Here is a 19490-nt window from a genome sequence, read left to right on the forward strand (position 1 = left end):
ATTGATATATGGAATTAGTATTTTATATTAATATTGTATGTAACCAAAAGTTTAATTAAAAATAAATAACAATGAAAAAAATTTTATTTGCACTTATTTTAAGTGCGTCGTTTATAGCTTGTAAATCAGATAAAAAAACAGAGAAGACAGAAGATGTATCAACTAAAGTTTCCGAAATTAAAATTGAAGATGGCAGTTACCAAGCCAAAGTTGATGTTTCAACTTTGAATTGGAAAGGGAATAAACCAACTGGAAGTCATAATGGAACTGTTGCTATAAAAGAAGGAAATTTAAATGTGTTAGACGGGAAATTAACAGGTGGGAAATTTATTTTTGACATGGAGTCAATAACTGTATTAGACCTTCCTGCAGATGATGAATATAATGGAAAATTGGTTGCTCATTTAAAAAATGAAGATTTTTTTGACGTTGTAAACCACCCAACGGCTGTTTTTGAAATTACAAGTGTTTCTAATAATATTGTTAAGGGTAACTTAACTGTAAAAGACATTACTAAACCAATTGAATTTACATCAAAATTAAGTGTTTTAGCTGATGGTATTGAATTATCAAGTGATACTTTTAAAATTGATAGAACAGATTTTAACATACAATATAAATCAAAGAAATTTTTCGATAATTTAAAAGATAAATTTATTGATGATGAATTTGAAATTTCGTTTAAAGTACTGGCCTCAAAATAAATTTTTTAAAAGAGTTAAGTAAAAAACATCTTTTTTGTAAGTAATTACAATTTACTCACACTAATGATTAAAAATTAATAAACTTATTAAAAAATGAAGAAATCTATATTATTATTTTTGGCAGTTGCATTAGTAGCAATGTCGTTTACTAACCCAATAAAAACTTTAAATGTTGATGTTGCCAAATCAATTGTAACATGGAAGGGTTATAAACCAACAGGTTCACATAATGGAACCATTATGTTAAAATCAGGATTGTTACAATTAGATGGTGAAAATATTGTTGGTGGTAAATTTACTGCTGATATGAAATCAATTAAAGATGCCGACGGTAGTGCTCGATTAGAAAACCATTTGAAATCGGTAGATTTTTTTGAAGTTGAAACATTTGAAACTGCAGTTTTCGAAATTACAGCAGTTGAAAATAAATCAAAAAACAAAGTTTTTATTTCTGGAAATATTGTGATAAAAGGCATAACAAAAGAAATTTCGTTTACAGCTGAAGTATCCATCATAAATGGAATTATAACTCTAAAAAGTGATGTTATTCAATTAAACAGAGCCGAATTTAATGTAAAGTATAAATCGAAAACCTTTTTTAATGATTTAAAAGAAAAATTTATTAATGACGAATTCGATTTGCAAGTTAGTATAGTAACCAAATAAGATTAATAATAAATTATTAAAGTCCAAATTGAAAAATTTGGACTTTTTTTATGTCAAATTTAAAATTGAATTATCTTTTGTTGCACTCATTACAAATGTACTTTGAACATTAGTAACAGAATCCAAAACAGATAATTTATTCTTCAAAAAAAATTGATAGCTATTCATATCCTTTACAATTACTTTTAATAGGTAATCGTAATTTCCTGCCACGTGAAAACACTCTACAACTTCTTGCATTCCGTTTATAGCTCTTTCAAATCGAGAAATTAATTCTTTTGAGTGTACCATTAATGTAACCTGACAAAAAACTTCAATATGAAGACCTACTTTTTCTTTATTTAAAACAGCGATGTACTTTTTTATAACATTTGCCTTTTCCAATCGTTTAATACGTTCATAAGTTGGAGTTTGAGTTAAACCAATTTTTAAGGCAATTTCTTTAATATTTGCTTTTGAATTTTGTTGTAGTAAGGTTAATATTTTTTTATCAGTTTCGTCAAGAGCTATCATAAAAGTAAATTTTTCTAAAATTACATATTGTTTTTAAATTTGAAGGAAAAAATTACTGTTATAATGAAATAACTAAGTAAAAATATCTGAAATGATGTCATAAATAAGATTAATATTAAGATGTTTCTTAAATTTATAGAAGAAATTCTATTATCATGAGCAATAAACCAGCAAATAAAATTCAAGATTTACAATACTTTGGTGAATTTGGAGGTGTAAACCCTTCAATATCAGATTCCGCAACATATACATTCCTTCATGCAAAAACAATGCTCGACACTTTTGAAGGTCATGCAGAAGGTTGTTATTTATATTCTCGCCATACAAGTCCAAGTAATTTGTATTTAAGCGAAGCCTTGGCAGCTATGGAATTTACTGAAACAGCAAATGTAGCAGCTTCAGGAATGGGAGCAATTACATCGGTTATTATGCAAATTTGTTCCGCCGGAGACCATATAATTTCAAGCAGAACCATCTATGGAGGTAGTTATGCGTTTTTAAAAAACTTTGTTCCAAAGTTTAATATTTCAACTTCCTTTGTTGATATTACATCTTTAGAAGCTATTAAAAAGGCTATTACTCCAAAAACAAAAATGATTTATTGTGAAGCTTTAAGTAATCCTTTATTAGAGGTAGCAAATATTAGTGAATTATCGAAAATCGCTAAAAAACACAATATTTTATTGGTAGTAGATAATACGTTTACGCCATTAATAATTTCACCAAAAAAATTAGGCGCAGATATAACAATTCATAGTTTAACAAAATTTATTAACGGAACAAATGATACGGTTGGAGGTGTGGTTTGTGGCTCACAAGAGTTTATAGATAATTTACGAAATGTTAATGATGGTGCAGCTATGTTGTTAGGTCCAGTTATGGACAGTGTTAGAGCAGCGAGTATTTTAAAAAACTTAAGAACATTGCATATAAGAATGAAAAAACACAGCGAAAACGCCTTGTTTTTAGCTGAAAATTTTGAAAAGGATGGACTAAAAGTGGTGTATCCGGGATTAAAAAGTCATCCAGATTATAATTTGTTTAAAGAAATGTACAATGAAGAATATGGTTTTGGAGGAATTTTAACTATTAATGTGGGTAGTTTAAATAAAACTAACGAATTAATGGAGTTAATGCAAAACGAAAACCTTGGATACTTAGCTGTAAGTTTAGGATTTTATAAAACTCTATTTAGTGCTCCAGGTACTAGTACATCTTCCGAAATACCACTTGAAGAGCAACAAAAAATGGGGCTTTCAGATGGTATTATTAGATTTTCAATAGGATTAGATAATGATATTGAGCGAACTTATCGGGCAATGAGAAAATGCATGACTAAAGTTGGTATAAATTTAGGCTAAAATTGTTCTTTTTTTATTTAAAAGCCCCATTCAATCCAATGAACGGGGCTTTTCATTTGTGTAAATTTTCAAATTTGCGTATCATTACATTTCAAAACCCAAATAATGAAAAACAAATCTAATATTGAAGAACAAAAAATTATTATTAATAAAGAATTGAATATTTGGGAGGCGTTAATACCAGTTTTCGCATTAGTTTTAATGTTGTTTTTTAACGTTTTTTATGTTTATGGAGATGATGCTTTAAGCGGGAGTAATCAATTTATACTATTAATTGGATCGGCGGTAGCAGCAGTAATAGGGTTTTTAAATAAAGTTTCTTATAACAAAATGCTTGAAGAAGTTGGTGAAAATGTAAAGTCTACATCAGGAGCTATACTTATTTTATTAATGGTTGGTTCTTTAGCTGGAACTTGGTTAATAAGTGGAATTATTCCAACAATGATTTATTACGGCCTTCAAATTTTGAATCCTACCGTATTTTTAGCGGCAAGTGTGGTTATATGTGCCGTTATTTCAATTGCTACAGGAAGTTCTTGGACTACTTCAGCAACAGTTGGTATTGCATTAATAGGAATAGGGGAAACACTTGGAATTTCTTTAGGTATGACGGCAGGTGCAGTGCTTTCAGGGGCGTATTTTGGAGATAAAATGTCACCACTTAGTGATACAACAAATTTAGCGCCAGCTATGGCTGGTGGTGAATTATTTGATCATATTAAATATATGACTTTTACTACGGTGCCTACAATTTTAATTACTTTAATTGTTTTTATCATAATTGGTTTTAATATTGATACAACTGGTACCACTGATATTTCGGATAAACTTGAAGCTGTTGAACAAGCATTTAATATTACTCCATGGTTGTTTGTGGTACCGGCATTTGTAATATTTTTAATAATTAAAAAAACACCTCCCTTAATTGCTTTGTTAGTTGGAACTCTGTTAGGTGGTATTGCTGCTCTTATTTTTCAACCAGATTTGGTTTTAAAAATATCAGGTTCAGATAAATTGGATTTTGTTTCGGGTTACAAAGGTGTTATGGATGCTATAACAACAGATGTCGCTGTTGAAACGAGTAGTGTGGAGTTAAATGATTTGTTTAGTTCTGGAGGTATGAAAGGTATGTTAGGCACCATTTGGTTAATAATTTGTGCAATGGTTTTTGGCGGGGTTATGGATGCTATTGGGGCTTTATCAAAAATTAGTAGAGCCATTTTAAATTTATTCGATTCTGTTTTTGGGTTGTTTGCAAGTACAGTTTTTAGTTGTGTTACATTAAATGCTACCGCGTCAGATCAATACTTAGCAATTGTTGTCCCAGGAAAAATGTATGCAAAAGCATTTAAAGAAAAAGGATTAGCACCTGAAAATTTGAGTAGAACATTAGAGGATTCGGGAACTGTAACTTCTGTACTAATTCCGTGGAATACTTGTGGAGCTTATCAATCGGGTGTGTTAGGGGTAAGTGTAGCAGATTATTTTATATATGCAATATTTAACTGGTTAAGTCCATTTATGACCTTGTTGTTTGCGGCATTTAATATTAAAATAAAACAACTTTTAAAAAAATAGTCGTCTTTATTTTAAATTATCAGCTACTATTTATTAGAAAAGGGTTTTTATAATTTCATTGATTTATATAAAGAAATTCCAAACTAAACCAAACCTTACAGTTAAATCTCTGTATGGGTAATTTGGAGCAGAATAATAATTTCGATCTAAAAAGCTAGCCCCAAAATTTTCAACTTTTAAATATAAGCGAGTTCGTTGAACTTGCATATTAAAAAAGAAATCCAACATAGGAAAGTTACCTATCTCTGTATCATTTTGTAAAGTAAATTCACTCAACAAAGGATTATAAGCATTTGCTTTAAATGCAGTAAAATATTTAAAAGTAATACCGGTTTGCAAATACAAGGGATCTCCTTTAAATACATAATCAGAGAAATAAATTGTATTTCTTGTTACTATTTGAGGAACGTTAAAAAATGATTCGCCATCCAATACTGTTTGATACATTACAGAATTATCAATTGTGAATTTTTTATAGGTGAAATATTGATGCGCCTTAACTTTAACATAATTTAGTGTCTCTGATGCTTGGGTTGGCTTAGAAAGCGTATCAAAATAGGTGTAATTGTCAATGGAGTTGTAAGAAGCTTTTATACTTCCCCATTTATTTAATTTAAATTCAACACCAGCTGTTTTTATTTCCTCATTTTTAAAGTTATTTTTCCAGTTATAATTCTTATAGGCACTTTGGTATAATAATTTATTAAAACTAGGAGATTTAGATGTTACCTCTGCAAATCCTTTAAATTCGTAAACACTATCTTTTTTATATTTAACGGCAGCTTTTATGGAGTTTCCAGTTAAATCGCCAGAAACTATAGAGTTTGCATCCGCTTTTAAATTTAATTTACCAAAAGTGGTATTCCAATCTGCACCAGCAGCAATAACATTGCCATTTAAATTATCAGGAATTGTAATGTCATCAAAGTATAGAATGCTCTTATAATGATAATTATAGTTGTAGTGATTTACTTTAGCTTTTAAAGCCCCAATTTTAGGTGATTTATATTCTAAATAGAGCTGATTTTCCATGTTTTGATATGAGGTGTGGTCTGAAATACTTGATTCAAATGAATCTCCAAAAAATTCCCCAGCGGAAGTTTTTTCAAACCTATAATGTTTTGTTTCATACATAAAAGAATGTCCAACATTAAATTCTTTTGTAATTGTAATTTTTAAAATAGAATCTAATTTTTTTGCACTTAACTTTAAGGAATCTTTAATTACTTTTGAAGCCTTTTTTAAATTCTTAATTTTATTCTTGGCCGTTAATATAGGAACCACTGAATCTATTTTTTTCGGAGCTATTTTTAAGGAGTCAATAGCAATAGAGTCATTTGACTTATTCGAAACAAATAATGTGTCCTTTATTGAAACTAACGTTTCTTTTACTAATGTAGAATCCTTTTTTACAACATTTAAGCTTAGAGAATCTAAAGCAATTTTATTATTGGATATACTATCTCTTTTAATGGGCTTAATTTTCTGGATAGATAAATTTACATTTTTAATGGAGTCTGCTGTTATAGAGTCCTTTTCAATTTTTAATATAGTTTTATTAATGGAATCTAACTGGTTTTTAAGTATGTTATCTTCTAAGGAAAATATTTTTTTTATAGAATTCTTTTTAGAGGATAAAGTATACGAATGATTTATATAGTAACGTTTACCTTCAAGTAAATTTTCAGCATCAGAAAAATTAACTTCTAAACGGCCACGATCTATATAATTTGGGTCGTTACTTTCAAAATAATCTATAGATTCTTGCGGTAATCCTCCATTTTCGTAATTTAATAAATCAAAAGAAGAAAAATGACCTTTTAAATAGTAACGCTCATTTTTTGAACTATAATTAAATGTTGTTCTAAAATTTCCGTGACTAGATAATGCTTGCCGGTATTTTCCTAACGATCGCAACCCTTTATAAGCAAATGAAAAATTAAATTGTTTAGAAGTATTCATTGTTATAAAAGCATTTAATACTTGCCCTTGCTCTAATCCGGTCCTATAAAACACTTCAGAAGTAGGTGTTGGAACCGAATAGTATTTAATATCTTCAATTTTATAATAATTATATTGTTTAGCATCCATTCCCATTAATGGGAAAATATTATTGTTTTGAAAACTATAGCCTAATTTATTAAAAGTTTGCCCTTGATTGTGAAATGGCATTAATTCAAAATTATCTTTTCTGATATAGTTAAATTTAAAATCTTTTTTTAATGTAAGTGTAGTATCAATATAAGTAGTGTCATTATTTACCGAAAACATTCTAAAATCGGTGTATTTTGTTTTCCCGTTAAGCTTAACTTCAATATTTCCTTTATCTTGGGTTGTTTCGTTATCATTTCCAAACATACCGCCGTTTTGCGATTGGTTTTGTTCATTTCGATTATTTTCGAACTGAGCGCTTAAATTAGCAACGTAAAAACTAAAAAATACTAATAATATTACTTTTTTCATATAAAATATTAAGTGGCAAAGGTAAAATATTTGAACGAAAATAATAATAGTAAATTGTAATGATAACTTTTATTAATTTTACCTTGTAATTTTAAACTAATGGGACTAAAAAAGTTTTTTTTAAAAAACACTATTGAAGCTGGTACAGATGAAGCAGGAAGAGGTTGTTTAGCGGGGCCAGTTGTGGCGGCAGCAGTTATTTTACCTGAAAATTTTAAGCATCCCTTATTAAATGATTCTAAACAATTAACAGAAACACAAAGAAACTTATTAAGACCATATATCGAAAAAAATGCGCTTGCATTTGGAGTTTCATTTATTTCGGAAAAGAAAATAGATGAAATAAATATTTTACAAGCATCAATTTTAGGGATGCATGAGTCTTTAAAAAAACTTACTATAATTCCCAAACATATTATTGTTGATGGCAATAAGTTTAAACCATATAAGTCAATACCTTATACAACAGTTGTAAAAGGCGATGCAAAATTTATGAGTATTGCGGCTGCATCTGTGTTAGCAAAAACGTATAGAGACGAATTTATGCTTAGGATTGATACTGAATACCCAAATTATTTTTGGAACAAGAATAAAGGTTATCCAACCAAGCAACATAGAGATGCAATACGAGAATTTGGAGCTACAAAGTATCACAGAAAATCATTTAAATTATTGCCCGAGCAATTAAAATTAGACTTTTAATATAGTAAATTGACTTATTATCAGTTTGAAATTAAAAACAAGGAACAAATATATTGTTATATTTGTTCTAATCGTCTATTTAATAACCATTTAAAACAAAATGTTATGAAATTAAAAATTTATTTAACAATAGTATTAGTGTTAACATTTATTGGGGCTAAAAGTCAAAATAATTGTAGTACATATTACCCTTTTAAAAAAGGGGTAGAAGTTGAAATTACTAATTACGATAAAAAAGGTAAGAATTCTGGTGTAGTAAGTCATCTTGTTAAAGATGTAAAAGGTAATGTTGCAGTGTTTGTAACAAATATGAAAGATGAAAAAGGAAAGCATATTTCTGAAATAGAATACAATGTAGAATGTATAAATGATGGGGTTTCTGTCGATTTTAAATCATTAATTTCAGGGGATATATTAAAACAATATAAAGATATGGAGATTAATATGACAGGAACAAATTTAAGCATACCCAATAAACTATCAACCGGACAGAAGTTACCTAACGCTAAAGTTAATATGGAAATAATAATTAGTCCAATAAAAATGAAATCATCAATTGATATTATAGATAGAATGGTAGAAGGAAAAGAAGCTATAACTACACCAGCAGGAACTTTTGATTGTATTGTTATTACAAATAAAACGGAAATGAAAATGGGTATTAAAACTAGTATGACTTCCAAGCAATGGCTTTCAGCAGGAATTGGTATGGTTAAAACCGAAAATTTTAATAAAAAAGGAAAACTAATAGGTTATTCTGTACTTACTAATTTAAAAAATTAAAAGCATTATTAGAACAATAAATGTGCTAATTAAAATCGAACTCCTGAGTTCGGTTTTTTTATATTATAAACATTTACTTTTTAATATTTTAAAATTACATTTGCTTTCGCTAAAATTGTAAACAATGATTAAAAGAACTAGAGCAGGAATTTCGAAATTTATTATACATAAAGTTGGAAATAAATTTAACAGCGCAACAAATGTGTTTTCTGAAAATGCAGTTACTTTCGATGAGGAAAGTTATGAACTTATGAAGCCTTTTTTGTTGAAATCTTTTGGAAATGTTGCCGAAAGTTTCCGTTTTAATCATCATTCTAATATAGAATTGAATGAAATTAATAATTATTCAAGTCAAGTTTTTGAAGACGAAGCTAATTTTGTAGATATTTCAAAGCATATAGTAAATCATTTATACGAACAATCAAATTCAGCTCAAATAAAAACAGGAGACGTTATTATTGCTTTATTTGAAGATATTGAATATAAAGATGTAATTACACAAGCTTTGGGAATTTTTAAAATTGAAAATAAGATTGATTTTTTTCAAACTTATATGGAGAAGGATAGTTTAGATGTTTTTGTGCAGCAGGGAATAAGTACCAAAAAATTAGATAAAGGTTGTTTAATTATAAATTCTTCAGATGCAGAAGGACGTGTAATTTTAAGTATTGATAATAATAATTACGATGCTCAATATTGGATTAAAAACTTTTTAAATGTAAAGTATGCCGATGATAGTAATCAGCACACGCAAAATTACATTGAAATGTGTAAAGATTTTTCTGAAGAAGTTATAAAAGAAGATTATGGAATTCAAGAAAAATCCAAGTTTTTAGCTAAAACAGTAGATTTTTTTAAAGAAAATGAAGATGTAAATATTCACGACTTTAAAGAGGAAGTTTTTGAAGAAAACGAAGATTTTAAACCGTTATTTGATGATTACAAAAAACAGTTTGAAGAGTTGAATGATGTTTTGGTGCGAAATCAATTTGCGATTTCTGATATTGTTTTAAAGAAGCAAAAACAAAAAATAAAAACAGAAATTAAGTTAGATACCAATATTCAAATTAAACTAGATATTGATGCTCCAGACGCCTCTAGTGAGTATTTAGAAAAAGGGTACGACGAAGATAAAAAAATGAAATATTACAAGGTTTATTTCAATGAAGAAGATTAATTAAACTCAACATCAAAAATTTCAGCAAAATGTTTTAGGATTTTCTCTTTAACTTCTTCCATTGAAATTTTTCGGTTTAATTCGGCTTCTAAAGATGTTACAGCTTTACCTTTAATTCCACACGGAATAATATTGTCAAAATAACCTAAATTAGCATTTACATTTAGCGCAAAACCATGCATTGTTACCCAACGACTGGTTCTAACACCCAAAGCACAAATTTTACGTGCAAATGGAGTGCCAACATCAAGCCAAACACCAGTTTCACCTTCACTTCTAACAGCGGTTATTCCATATTCATCTAGCGTTTTTATTATTACTTCTTCTAAAAAACGAAGGTATTTATGAATGTCGGTAAAAAAATTATCTAAATCTAATATTGGATAACCAACAATTTGACCAGGACCGTGATATGTAATATCACCACCACGATTAATTTTATAAAATGTGGCACCTTTTTCAGTAAGTTGTTGCTCGTTTAATAATAAATTACTCATATCTCCACTTTTGCCTAAAGTATAGACATGTGGATGCTCAACAAAAATAAAATGATTTGATGTTTTGTTATCTAAGTCATTTCTTCTATTATCAATTTTAATATCAATTGTTTTTTGAAAAACAGATTCTTGATAATCCCAGGTTTCTTTATAATCTTTTAAACCTAAATCAATTAATTTTACTTTTTGCATTCGTTTAGTTTTCTGGGTTGTTATTAATAATTAAAGCAGCAATAACTCCAGGAATCCAACCCAAACAAGTTAAAATAAAAACAATTATAATTGATCCACAACCTTTGTCAATTACAGCCAATGGAGGAAAAATTATACATAGAAATACTCTAAAACAACCCATAATTATTATTTTTCAAAGTTCTTAAAATTATATGACGCATACAACGTTAATTTGTAACAACTAATTGTAATTAAAATGTATTTTTGTTAAATGTCTATTGAAGTTAAAAATATTAGTAAGGTATACAATACGCAATTGGCGCTAGATAAAGTTAGCTTTTCTGTAAAGAAAGGAGAAATAGTTGGTTTTTTGGGCCCAAATGGAGCAGGAAAATCAACAATGATGAAAATTTTAACAGGATATATACACGCTTCTAAAGGTGAAGTTTTAGTAAATGGCTTGAATATTATTACCGAAAAAAGTGAAGCTCAAAAAAAAATAGGTTATTTGCCCGAGCACAATCCACTTTATTTAGAAATGTTTGTGAGAGAATACTTAGGATTTAATGCAGGTATTTTTAAAATTTCTAAAAATGAAGTTGAAAAAATTATTGAAAAAGTTGGTTTAGTTTCTGAAGCTCATAAAAAAATTAGTCAACTTTCAAAAGGATACAGACAACGTGTTGGTTTGGCTGCTGCATTATTACATAATCCAAGTGTTATAGTTTTAGACGAGCCAACAACTGGCTTAGATCCTAATCAGTTATTAGAAATTAGAAATTTAATAAAAGAAATTGGAAAAGATAAAACTGTACTTTTTTCAACTCATATTATGCAAGAAGTAGAAGCTATTTGCGATCGTGTTATTCTATTAAATAAGGGTAAAATTATAGCGGATGAAAATTTGGATAGTTTAAAAGGGAATCAAGAACAAGTTATTGAAGTTGAGTTCGATTTTAGAATTGAAAAGCAGTTTATAAATAAAATTCCGCACTTGAGAATTGCAAATAATGTATACGATACTACTTGGGAATTAATTTTTGATACAAATTTGGATATGCGTTCCGCAGTTTTTGATTTTGCTAATGAAAACGGATTAAAAACACTCCGGCTAAATACTAAAAATAAAAATTTAGAAAGCTTATTTAGAGAGTTAACTACTTGAAAATTAACTTTCCAACGCTTTGCGCATCTATTTCAATAATTGGGGGTTTGTTAAAAGAAATAACATCTCCAGTTGAATGGATTGAGCCGGTTAAACTTTCTGTTGGATAAACTAAAATATCATTAGAACTCACATTTTTTACGGAAACCTTTTTAGCTATAAAATCTTTACCTTCAAATCGAGTATCACCATCCGTAAAAACGATATTTAATTTATTGGTTTTTCCTTTAAGATAGTAATTGGATATCCCATTACTCCAAATGGTAGTGTTGTTGTTGTCGATATTAAGATGCCAATCTCCCACCGATAGAAAATTATGCCCTTCTCCTGTAGATCTTAAATATAGAGATGGGTAAGTTAGTATTCCCTCTGAAATTACATTTAATTCTGAAGCATTTCTAATTTCAGTTATATTAGGGGAGGTTATATAAACTTTTGTAATTCCATAATCTCTAAAAAAATTACATTCATTATAATTGGTTACTATTATTTGTTCATCAACAACTTTAACATCAATGTCTGGAAGTAAATTTTTACCGGTTTCAACAACTACTTTTTGAATGGGACCTTCTGTGATTATAAGTGCTACTTTTTGCTGAATCAAAATTTTACTAAAGTTTGAAACTTCAAATTCTTGTTGTATTATTTCGCCTGCTGTTTGGAAACAGTCGCCCGAATCTTCACTATTACAGCTTATAAAAGCTATTAAACAGAGTATGTAAACTAGTTTTTTCATGATGCTTATTTTTTATTAAAATCGGTATCCTAAACCAACTTCAAGAGCTTCAGCTCTAAATAAATTTATTTTCATTGTAATTTCAGAAAACAAGTGTTTACTTAATTTGTATTTTAATCCAAAGCGTTCATAAACTCTACTTACGTAAGGAAAAGGATAATACACATTGTAACCAATTTGAGAAATAAACGAAAAATTATTTTGGGTTAATTCGTGCCCAACAAATATTCCAATTCTCGAATAATCATTTTCATTATAATTTTTCCCTTCTTCAATATTTGTTTTTTTTATATGATTCTTCAAAAATTTCGATCTAAAATAATCCGTTCCAAATGTAAAAGTAGAATAATTATTTAGTGTTTTACTTCCAAAAAAAGTAATTGTGTAGAAAGGAAATAATCCACTATCAATTATTAATGATTCGTTATAGCCTCCTCTTAAAATTAAATTAAAATAGAGTTTTTTATCAATTTTCAATTCCAAAGGTTCATTTTCCGTTTGAATGATGTTTTGTGTTTCTAACAAATAATTTAATCCAACATTTAGGTTAACTGTATTTATTCCTAAATTAGGGTTTTTAAAAGCGACGTTAGAAAAATGAATTAAACTAACTCCAGTATTTATACTTATTTTTTCCTTTTTTAACAATTGAAAAAATTGAAGCTTAAGGTAAGCTGAGGCTAACAATTTAGATCCAATGGCATGGTTTTTATTATTATTGATCTTATCATAAGATTTGGTTGCATAACCTAAACCAAAACCAGTTGTTAGCTTTAAATTGCTTTTATCATTTTTTTTTAAATTATAATTAAAATGCCTGTAACCTCCGTAAACTTTACCTAAAACATTGGAATTAAAATTTTGATATAAAAATGAAAAGCCTTTTTCGGGGTAATTGTAAAGTTTGTTAAATATGGAGTTTTTGGTGCCTGAAGTATTATAACTTATCATTGCGCCAAAAGAATTTCCGTCAATTGCATCTTTTAATTTTTTATCGTGCTCAATTGGCCTTCCAAAAAACAATTCTGCCTGAAAATTATTGTAAAAAGTTTGATTGGATTGGGATAAACCAATTAATGATACCATTAAAAAAGATGCTAAAAAGATTTTTTTCATAGTTTAATTACAATCGTATACCAACACCAAGTTCAACAGTTTCAGCATCAGCAGCGTGTGCTTTTAATCTTAGCGAAGCAAACCATTTACTGTTTATGTATCTTTTAATTCCTAGAGTTTCATAAACTCTTCCTCCATATTCAAAAGGATATTTAGCATAAAAACCTAATTGTGTTTCAATAGAAATTTTATTAATAAATAGTTCGTGTCCTACAAAAATCCCAATTCTAGAAAAATCAGAAGTTTCTTTCAAATTTGTATGAGGTATGGTAAGGTTTAATTCATAATAATCTTTTAAAATAGGCGAAATATATAGATCGGCTCCAAACTGAATGGCCGATTTTCTGTTTAAACGTTTATCCGCATAAACTGATAATACAAAAAAGGGTTTAACACCAGTTCCTATTATTTCACTCTCATTAATACCTCCTCGGATGGCAAAATTATATTTTATTGGTTGCTTAAAATACTTATCTAATGGGGATGGGATATATGTTTTACTTTGTGAAGTTGCATCTAAGTCGTAATTTACACCTAAGGTAACTGCCCAAACGTTCATTCCTGAGTTTGGAGATTTTATATTTGAATTTGAAGCATGTATAAAAGTTAAACCAGCATTTACCCCTAAGTTGTTTAAAATTCTTTCTCGCTGAAAATACAGCTTAAAATAGGTACTAGAATTAATTGTTGAACCAAAAGCTGTGTTTTTGTTGTTTGTAACTTTGTTATATGGGTTTGTGTTGTACGCTAATCCAATTCCAGTTCTAAGTATTAATTGATTTTTTGAAGTTTTGTTGGTGAAGTAAAAATTATAATGTGCATATACGGAATATAATTTCCCTAAAATACTTGATTTATAATCTTGGTAGCCAATGGAATAACCAAAATCGGGATAATTGTAATGTTCTTGCCAAGCTTCTTCTCCAAAAGTTCGTTTATTATAGCTTAAAAACAATCCGGTTGGGTGACCTTGCAAAAGAACAGCCGCATCAGGATTTTGTTTTAAAATATTGCCGTAAAAATAATCTGCTTGAATATAGTTAGAATTACTTTGACAATGGCCAAAATAAACACTAAGAAATAAAATTAAAAATAGAAATTTTTTCATAAAAAATTAACTCACTTTAAAACTTGGATGAACTTCCTTTAAATCCTTTAAAAAATCATTAGAAACATGCACCTTGGTTGATCGACTCGGCATTGTTAATTTAGTTTGCTCTTTTAAATCGTATACAATAAAATCAATTGGTACTGACCCTTCATTTTTTTTAAAAAAGTTTTTCAATTCATTAATTTTTATCTCATTTAATTTCTCAATATCAATATGTAAGGTAATTTTCTTTGCTTGTTTTTCTAAAACATCTTGTAAAATTTGAATGCCAGTAAAATTAATACGGGGTTCTCCAATATTACCATCTTTATTTCTCCAACCAGGAGCAATATTTACCTTAATTTGTCTAAATGCATTTTCGTATAAGTAAGGTTTAAAGTTTAGGTAAGCATCCTTAAAAATTCTAAATTCGTGACTGTCGCCAAAATCTTGAACAACAAAAGAAGCCCACTCATTACCATTTTGAGATACTCGATGCTGCACATCGGTTAGTATTCCTGCAAAAGTTAAATTGGCACCTACATATTTATTTAAATCTTCTTTAAATACAGAAACTGATGCATTGCAAAAATATTTTATTTCATTTTTAAAATCATCTAATGGGTGACCCGAAATATAGATTCCAACAAGTTCTTTTTCTTTAGAAAGTTCTTCCATCATTCCCCATTTTTCGGCTTGTGGAATTTCTGGTTCTGGAAATTGAACTTCTGAAGTTTCTCCAAACATAGAAATTTGAGAAGAGTTTTTATTTTCTTGGTATTTGTTTCCAAATCGAATTGCTTTCTCAAGAAATGTAACTCCTTTTTCATCGGTTGCATAATATTGCGCTCTATGAACATTTGCAAAAGAATCTAATCCTCCAGCCATAGCTAAACCATCAAAAGCTCTTTTGTTACAAGCCCTTAAATCAACTCTTTTGGTCATATCAAATATAGATGTGAAATTGCCGTTTTTTTTACGTTCTTCTATAATAGAATCTACAGCAGCACCACCCACACCCTTTATGGCTCCCATTCCAAATCGTATAGCACCTTCTTTATTTACAGAAAACTTATAATATGATTCATTAACATCTGGACCCAAAACTGGTATTCCTGAGCGTTTACATTCTTCCATAAAAAATGTAACTTGTTTAATATCGTTCATGTTATTTGAAAGCACAGCAGCCATATATTCCGCAGGATAATGTGCTTTTAAATATGCAGTTTGATAAGCAATATAGGCATAACATGTTGAATGCGATTTATTAAATGCATATGCAGCAAAAGCTTCCCAATCTTTCCAAACTTTTTCTAAAATCTTTTCGTCATGTCCTTTTTCTTTACCGCCATTAATAAATTTGGGTTTCAGTTTTTCTAGTAGCGCAAATATTTTTTTACCCATTGCTTTTCGAAGCATATCGGCATCACCTTTTGAAAATCCAGCTAATTTTTGAGAAAGTAACATTACTTGCTCTTGATACACAGTAATACCATAGGTTTCCTTTAGGTATTCTTCCATATCATCTAAGTCGTAGGTAATTTCCTCTCTACCGTGTTTTCTATCAATAAAAGAAGGTATGTATTCCATTGGTCCAGGACGATACAAAGCATTCATTGCAATTAAATCGGCAAACTCAGTTGGTTTTAACGATTTCATATGCTTTTGCATTCCTGGAGATTCGTATTGAAAAATACCAATAGTTTCACCTCGTTGGAATAATTTGTATGTTTCCTCATCATCTAAGGGAAAATCATCGGGAACTAAATCAATACCATGTTTTGCTTTTACAATTTTAACAGTATCTTTTATTAAGGTTAAGGTTTTTAGTCCTAAGAAATCCATTTTTAAAAGACCAGCACTTTCCACAACTCCGTTATCGAATTGCGTAACATACATGTCTGAATCTTTGGCCGTTGAAACAGGAACTAAATTTGTAATAGGCTCGGGAGTAATAATTACTCCACAAGCGTGAATACCAGTATTTCTAATGGAACCCTCTAAATTTCTAGCCTGATTAATGGTTTCCGCTTCCAAATTACTACCTTCCGAAAGCTTCCTTAATTCTTCAACGCCAACTAAATCTTCAGCTTTTAAGCCTTTAATTTTACCTTTACTTTTAGGGTCTTCACCAAAAATGTGTTGTAATTTAACTCCAGGAATTAATTTGGCAATTCTATCGGCTTCATTTAAAGGTAAATCCAATGCTCTTGCCGTATCTCTAATGGAAGATTTAGCTGCCATACTACCATAAGTAATAATTTGAGCAACTTGCGGTGCGCCATATTTTTCAATTACAAAATCAATTACACGCTGTCTTCCTTCATCATCAAAATCAATATCAATATCGGGCATTGATACACGATCGGGATTTAAGAAACGCTCAAAAAGTAAATCGTATTTAATAGGGTCAATATTTGTAATCCATAAACAGTATGCCACTGCTGATCCTGCTGCAGAACCACGTCCCGGACCTACTGAAACTCCCATTTTACGAGCTTCTAAAATAAAATCCCAAACAATTAAAAAATAACCTGGATAACCAGTTTTTTTAATAATTTCGAGCTCAAAATCTAGTCGTTCAATTGTGTCTTCATTTAAAACATCACCATATCTAATTTTTGCACCTTCATAGGTTAGGTGACGCAAAAAAGCATTTTCTCCACGAACACCTCCATCAATTTCATCTTGGGGGTCAACAAAACGTTCGGGAATATCAAATTTAGGAAGTAAAACATCCCTACTTAGTTTAAAAACTTCTACTTTATCAATTATTTCTTGAATATTAATAATAGATTCAGGAATGTCTTTAAACAATTCCTTCATTTCGTCTTCACTCTTAAAATAATATTGATCGTTTGGTAATCCGTATCTAAATCCTCTTCCACGCCCTTTTGGTGTAGCTGTTTTTTCACCGTCTTTTACGCACAGTAAAATATCATGTGCATTTGCCTCTTCTTGTCTGGTATAGAAGGTATTATTTGTTGCAATTAATTTTACGTTATGTTTTTTTGAAAACTGAATCAATACTTCGTTAACATGGTCTTCATTTTCTTGTCCATGTCGCATTAATTCCAAATAGAAATCATCGCCAAATTGCTCTTTCCACCAAATTAATGCTTCTTCAGCTTGGGCTTCACCTATGTTTAATATTTTATTTGGTATTTCTCCATATAAATTTCCTGAAAGTACCATTACATCTTCTTTGTACTCCTCAATTATTTTTTTGTCTATTCGTGGAACATAATAAAAGCCATCGGTATGTGATTTCGATGACATTTTTGCTAAATTTAAATAACCATTTTTGTTTTTAGCAAGCAGCACTATTTGATATCCATTATCTTTTTGCGATTTATTAGTATGATCTTCACAAACGTTAAATTCGCAACCGGCTATTGGTTTAAAAGGAATACGATAATCATTTTGGTCAAAGTCTAAATCAACACTTTCTGTTTCGTCTTTTTTACCATCTTCGTCTCTAGAGATTACATATTCTAACTCAATTTTATCTCCTTTGTTTAACCTTTCTTTAATGGTTTCAAACTCTTTTTCAGAATTGTTAACATCAAAGGTTACTTCATTTCCTTCTGTGTCTTTATAAATTAAATCAACAAATTCACCGTTTAAAATTTTACTTTTAATTGATTTTGTTAAATCTATTTTTTTATTGTGTGCATCGGCTTCAGAATAATGCTTAAATCCTGCTTGAATAAAATTAAAAGCGTTCATCATATTACCAGTGTCGGTAATAGCAATGGCATTCATTCCTCCATTTATTGCAGAATTAACCAAATCATCGATACTTGAAGTGGATTGTAAAATGGAAAACTGAGAATGACAATGTAAATGAGCAAATGATGCTTTTGCTAAATCTTCAGAGATTTCAACAGCGGTTGTTGTACTTTTTGAGGGTTGTTCTGTTGATTTTAATTTATCACTTTCTTTTTTAAGGTTTAAGTGTTTTAGTCCTATAACTTTAGTAAGTTCCTTGTTAAAATCTCTGTAATTTTGAAAGAAGTTTTCTTCAATTTTAATTTCTTCCGAATTGTAATTTCCCAGTCTAATTAACTCTAAAAAACAGCGAGTTGTTGCTTCAACATCGGCAGTTGCATTGTGTGCTTCTGAAAATGGAGTGTTAAATAGGTGTTGGTGTAATTCAGTTAAAGTTGGTAATTTAAATTTACCTCCTCTACCACCAGGAATTTGACAAAGTAATGCTGTTTTTTCTGTACAAGTATCTAAAACGGGTAAAGTAGTCATTGCAGACTGTATTTCCATTCTGTGATATTCACAGCCCATAATATTTACATCAAATTCAACATTTTGACCAACAACATAAGTTGATTTTGATAATGCGTCATTAAATAAATAAAGTACTTTTTCTAAATCTTCACCTTGTTCTTCAGCTAATTGGGTGGAAATTCCATGTATTTGCTCAGCATCATATGGAATGTTAAATCCATCGGGTTTTATCAAAAAATCTTGATGTTCAATTAACTTTCCATATTTATCATGTAGTTGCCATGCAATTTGAATACATCTAGGCCAATTGTCTGTATCTGTAATTGGTGCGTTCCAATTTTTAGGTAAACCAGTAGTCTCAGTATCAAATATTAAAAACATGAATAAAATAGAGTTTGAAAATGCAATTTCAAAAATATGAATTTAAAAGTTGGCAGTGTTCTTTAGGGTTCTTTTTTTATTAACAGCACTAATTAAAACAAAAATTTATTAAAATTATTGTAACATTTTTATATTTTAGGCA

At 29.3% G+C, this 19490-nt stretch carries 16 protein-coding genes; 8 read left to right on the forward strand and 8 right to left on the reverse strand.

What is annotated here, in order from left to right:
* Positions 1 to 71 precede the first annotated feature (71 nt).
* Positions 72 to 704, forward strand: coding sequence for a YceI family protein (locus Q0776_RS05565; RefSeq protein ID WP_298365859.1), 633 nt, complete (start codon positions 72 to 74; stop codon positions 702 to 704).
* Positions 705 to 797: 93 nt separating this feature from the next.
* The gene (locus Q0776_RS05570; protein WP_298365861.1) at positions 798 to 1370 is read left to right on the forward strand and encodes a YceI family protein; all 573 of its coding nucleotides are present in this window, start codon (positions 798 to 800) and stop codon (positions 1368 to 1370) included.
* Positions 1371 to 1418: 48 nt separating this feature from the next.
* Here the strand turns inward: Q0776_RS05570 and Q0776_RS05575 are convergent, their stop codons facing one another.
* Positions 1419 to 1883, reverse strand: coding sequence for an Lrp/AsnC family transcriptional regulator (locus tag Q0776_RS05575; RefSeq protein WP_298365864.1), 465 nt, complete (start codon positions 1881 to 1883; stop codon positions 1419 to 1421).
* A 155-nt stretch (positions 1884 to 2038) separates the two neighbouring features.
* On the opposite strand from Q0776_RS05575, the gene Q0776_RS05580 reads away from it, so the two are divergent.
* Both Q0776_RS05580 and nhaC read left to right on the forward strand, forming a co-directional pair.
* Entirely contained in the window at positions 2039 to 3244 is a 1206-nt protein-coding gene (locus tag Q0776_RS05580; RefSeq protein ID WP_298365866.1) for an aminotransferase class I/II-fold pyridoxal phosphate-dependent enzyme, read from the forward strand.
* Between the two features lie 105 nt (positions 3245 to 3349).
* Positions 3350 to 4822 (forward strand): Na+/H+ antiporter NhaC, encoded by a 1473-nt coding sequence (gene nhaC / locus Q0776_RS05585; protein ID WP_298365870.1) that lies wholly within the window; start codon positions 3350 to 3352, stop codon positions 4820 to 4822.
* 63 nt (positions 4823 to 4885) lie between these two features.
* Here the strand turns inward: nhaC and Q0776_RS05590 are convergent, their stop codons facing one another.
* Positions 4886 to 7285: a putative porin gene (locus Q0776_RS05590; protein WP_298365871.1), complete on the reverse strand. Its 2400-nt coding sequence runs from the start codon at positions 7283 to 7285 to the stop codon at positions 4886 to 4888.
* Positions 7286 to 7384: 99 nt separating this feature from the next.
* Here Q0776_RS05590 and Q0776_RS05595 point away from each other — a divergent pair, with 99 nt between their 5' ends.
* The 3 genes from Q0776_RS05595 (at position 7385) to Q0776_RS05605 (ending at position 9947) form a co-directional block, all read left to right on the forward strand.
* Positions 7385 to 7987, forward strand: a complete 603-nt coding sequence (locus Q0776_RS05595; RefSeq protein ID WP_298365872.1) for a ribonuclease HII — start codon at positions 7385 to 7387, stop codon at positions 7985 to 7987.
* 105 nt (positions 7988 to 8092) lie between these two features.
* Positions 8093 to 8770: a hypothetical protein gene (locus tag Q0776_RS05600; protein WP_298365874.1), complete on the forward strand. Its 678-nt coding sequence runs from the start codon at positions 8093 to 8095 to the stop codon at positions 8768 to 8770.
* Positions 8771 to 8894: 124 nt separating this feature from the next.
* Positions 8895 to 9947: a nucleoid-associated protein gene (locus Q0776_RS05605; RefSeq protein WP_298365875.1), complete on the forward strand. Its 1053-nt coding sequence runs from the start codon at positions 8895 to 8897 to the stop codon at positions 9945 to 9947.
* On the opposite strand, the gene lipB is transcribed toward Q0776_RS05605, so the two are convergent.
* A complete protein-coding gene (gene lipB, locus Q0776_RS05610) occupies positions 9944 to 10636 on the reverse strand; it encodes a lipoyl(octanoyl) transferase LipB (RefSeq protein ID WP_298365878.1) in 693 nt (230 codons plus the stop codon). The genes Q0776_RS05605 and lipB overlap by 4 nt on opposite strands.
* Before the next feature lie 4 nt (positions 10637 to 10640).
* A complete protein-coding gene (locus tag Q0776_RS05615; RefSeq protein WP_298365879.1) occupies positions 10641 to 10799 on the reverse strand; it encodes a YqaE/Pmp3 family membrane protein in 159 nt (52 codons plus the stop codon).
* Between the two features lie 90 nt (positions 10800 to 10889).
* On the opposite strand from Q0776_RS05615, the gene gldA reads away from it, so the two are divergent.
* Positions 10890 to 11783, forward strand: a complete 894-nt coding sequence (gldA, locus tag Q0776_RS05620; protein WP_298365880.1) for a gliding motility-associated ABC transporter ATP-binding subunit GldA — start codon at positions 10890 to 10892, stop codon at positions 11781 to 11783.
* Here gldA and Q0776_RS05625 read toward each other — a convergent pair.
* From Q0776_RS05625 to dnaE, 4 genes are read right to left on the reverse strand one after another with little or no spacing between them, the layout of a single operon-like run.
* Positions 11776 to 12519, reverse strand: coding sequence for a head GIN domain-containing protein (locus Q0776_RS05625; protein WP_298365881.1), 744 nt, complete (start codon positions 12517 to 12519; stop codon positions 11776 to 11778). The genes gldA and Q0776_RS05625 overlap by 8 nt on opposite strands.
* 15 nt (positions 12520 to 12534) lie before the next feature.
* Positions 12535 to 13635 (reverse strand): acyloxyacyl hydrolase, encoded by a 1101-nt coding sequence (locus Q0776_RS05630; protein ID WP_298365883.1) that lies wholly within the window; start codon positions 13633 to 13635, stop codon positions 12535 to 12537.
* Positions 13636 to 13642: 7 nt separating this feature from the next.
* Positions 13643 to 14743, reverse strand: coding sequence for an acyloxyacyl hydrolase (locus Q0776_RS05635; protein WP_298365885.1), 1101 nt, complete (start codon positions 14741 to 14743; stop codon positions 13643 to 13645).
* A 6-nt stretch (positions 14744 to 14749) separates the two neighbouring features.
* Positions 14750 to 19348, reverse strand: coding sequence for a DNA polymerase III subunit alpha (gene dnaE / locus Q0776_RS05640; protein WP_298365886.1), 4599 nt, complete (start codon positions 19346 to 19348; stop codon positions 14750 to 14752).
* Positions 19349 to 19490 lie beyond the last annotated feature (142 nt).

This window comes from uncultured Lutibacter sp., assembly GCF_947495725.1.
Taxonomy (GTDB): Bacteria; Bacteroidota; Bacteroidia; order Flavobacteriales; family Flavobacteriaceae; genus Lutibacter.

Coding starts and splice junctions, on each gene's coding strand:
- Q0776_RS05565 (WP_298365859.1), top strand. CDS start 72: ATGAAAAAAATTTTATTTGCACTTATTTTAAGTGCGTCGTTTATAGCT.
- Q0776_RS05570 (WP_298365861.1), top strand. CDS start 798: ATGAAGAAATCTATATTATTATTTTTGGCAGTTGCATTAGTAGCAATG.
- Q0776_RS05575 (WP_298365864.1), bottom strand. CDS start 1,883: ATGATAGCTCTTGACGAAACTGATAAAAAAATATTAACCTTACTACAA.
- Q0776_RS05580 (WP_298365866.1), top strand. CDS start 2,039: ATGAGCAATAAACCAGCAAATAAAATTCAAGATTTACAATACTTTGGT.
- nhaC (WP_298365870.1), top strand. CDS start 3,350: ATGAAAAACAAATCTAATATTGAAGAACAAAAAATTATTATTAATAAA.
- Q0776_RS05590 (WP_298365871.1), bottom strand. CDS start 7,285: ATGAAAAAAGTAATATTATTAGTATTTTTTAGTTTTTACGTTGCTAAT.
- Q0776_RS05595 (WP_298365872.1), top strand. CDS start 7,385: ATGGGACTAAAAAAGTTTTTTTTAAAAAACACTATTGAAGCTGGTACA.
- Q0776_RS05600 (WP_298365874.1), top strand. CDS start 8,093: ATGAAATTAAAAATTTATTTAACAATAGTATTAGTGTTAACATTTATT.
- Q0776_RS05605 (WP_298365875.1), top strand. CDS start 8,895: ATGATTAAAAGAACTAGAGCAGGAATTTCGAAATTTATTATACATAAA.
- lipB (WP_298365878.1), bottom strand. CDS start 10,636: ATGCAAAAAGTAAAATTAATTGATTTAGGTTTAAAAGATTATAAAGAA.
- Q0776_RS05615 (WP_298365879.1), bottom strand. CDS start 10,799: ATGGGTTGTTTTAGAGTATTTCTATGTATAATTTTTCCTCCATTGGCT.
- gldA (WP_298365880.1), top strand. CDS start 10,890: ATGTCTATTGAAGTTAAAAATATTAGTAAGGTATACAATACGCAATTG.
- Q0776_RS05625 (WP_298365881.1), bottom strand. CDS start 12,519: ATGAAAAAACTAGTTTACATACTCTGTTTAATAGCTTTTATAAGCTGT.
- Q0776_RS05630 (WP_298365883.1), bottom strand. CDS start 13,635: ATGAAAAAAATCTTTTTAGCATCTTTTTTAATGGTATCATTAATTGGT.
- Q0776_RS05635 (WP_298365885.1), bottom strand. CDS start 14,743: ATGAAAAAATTTCTATTTTTAATTTTATTTCTTAGTGTTTATTTTGGC.
- dnaE (WP_298365886.1), bottom strand. CDS start 19,348: ATGTTTTTAATATTTGATACTGAGACTACTGGTTTACCTAAAAATTGG.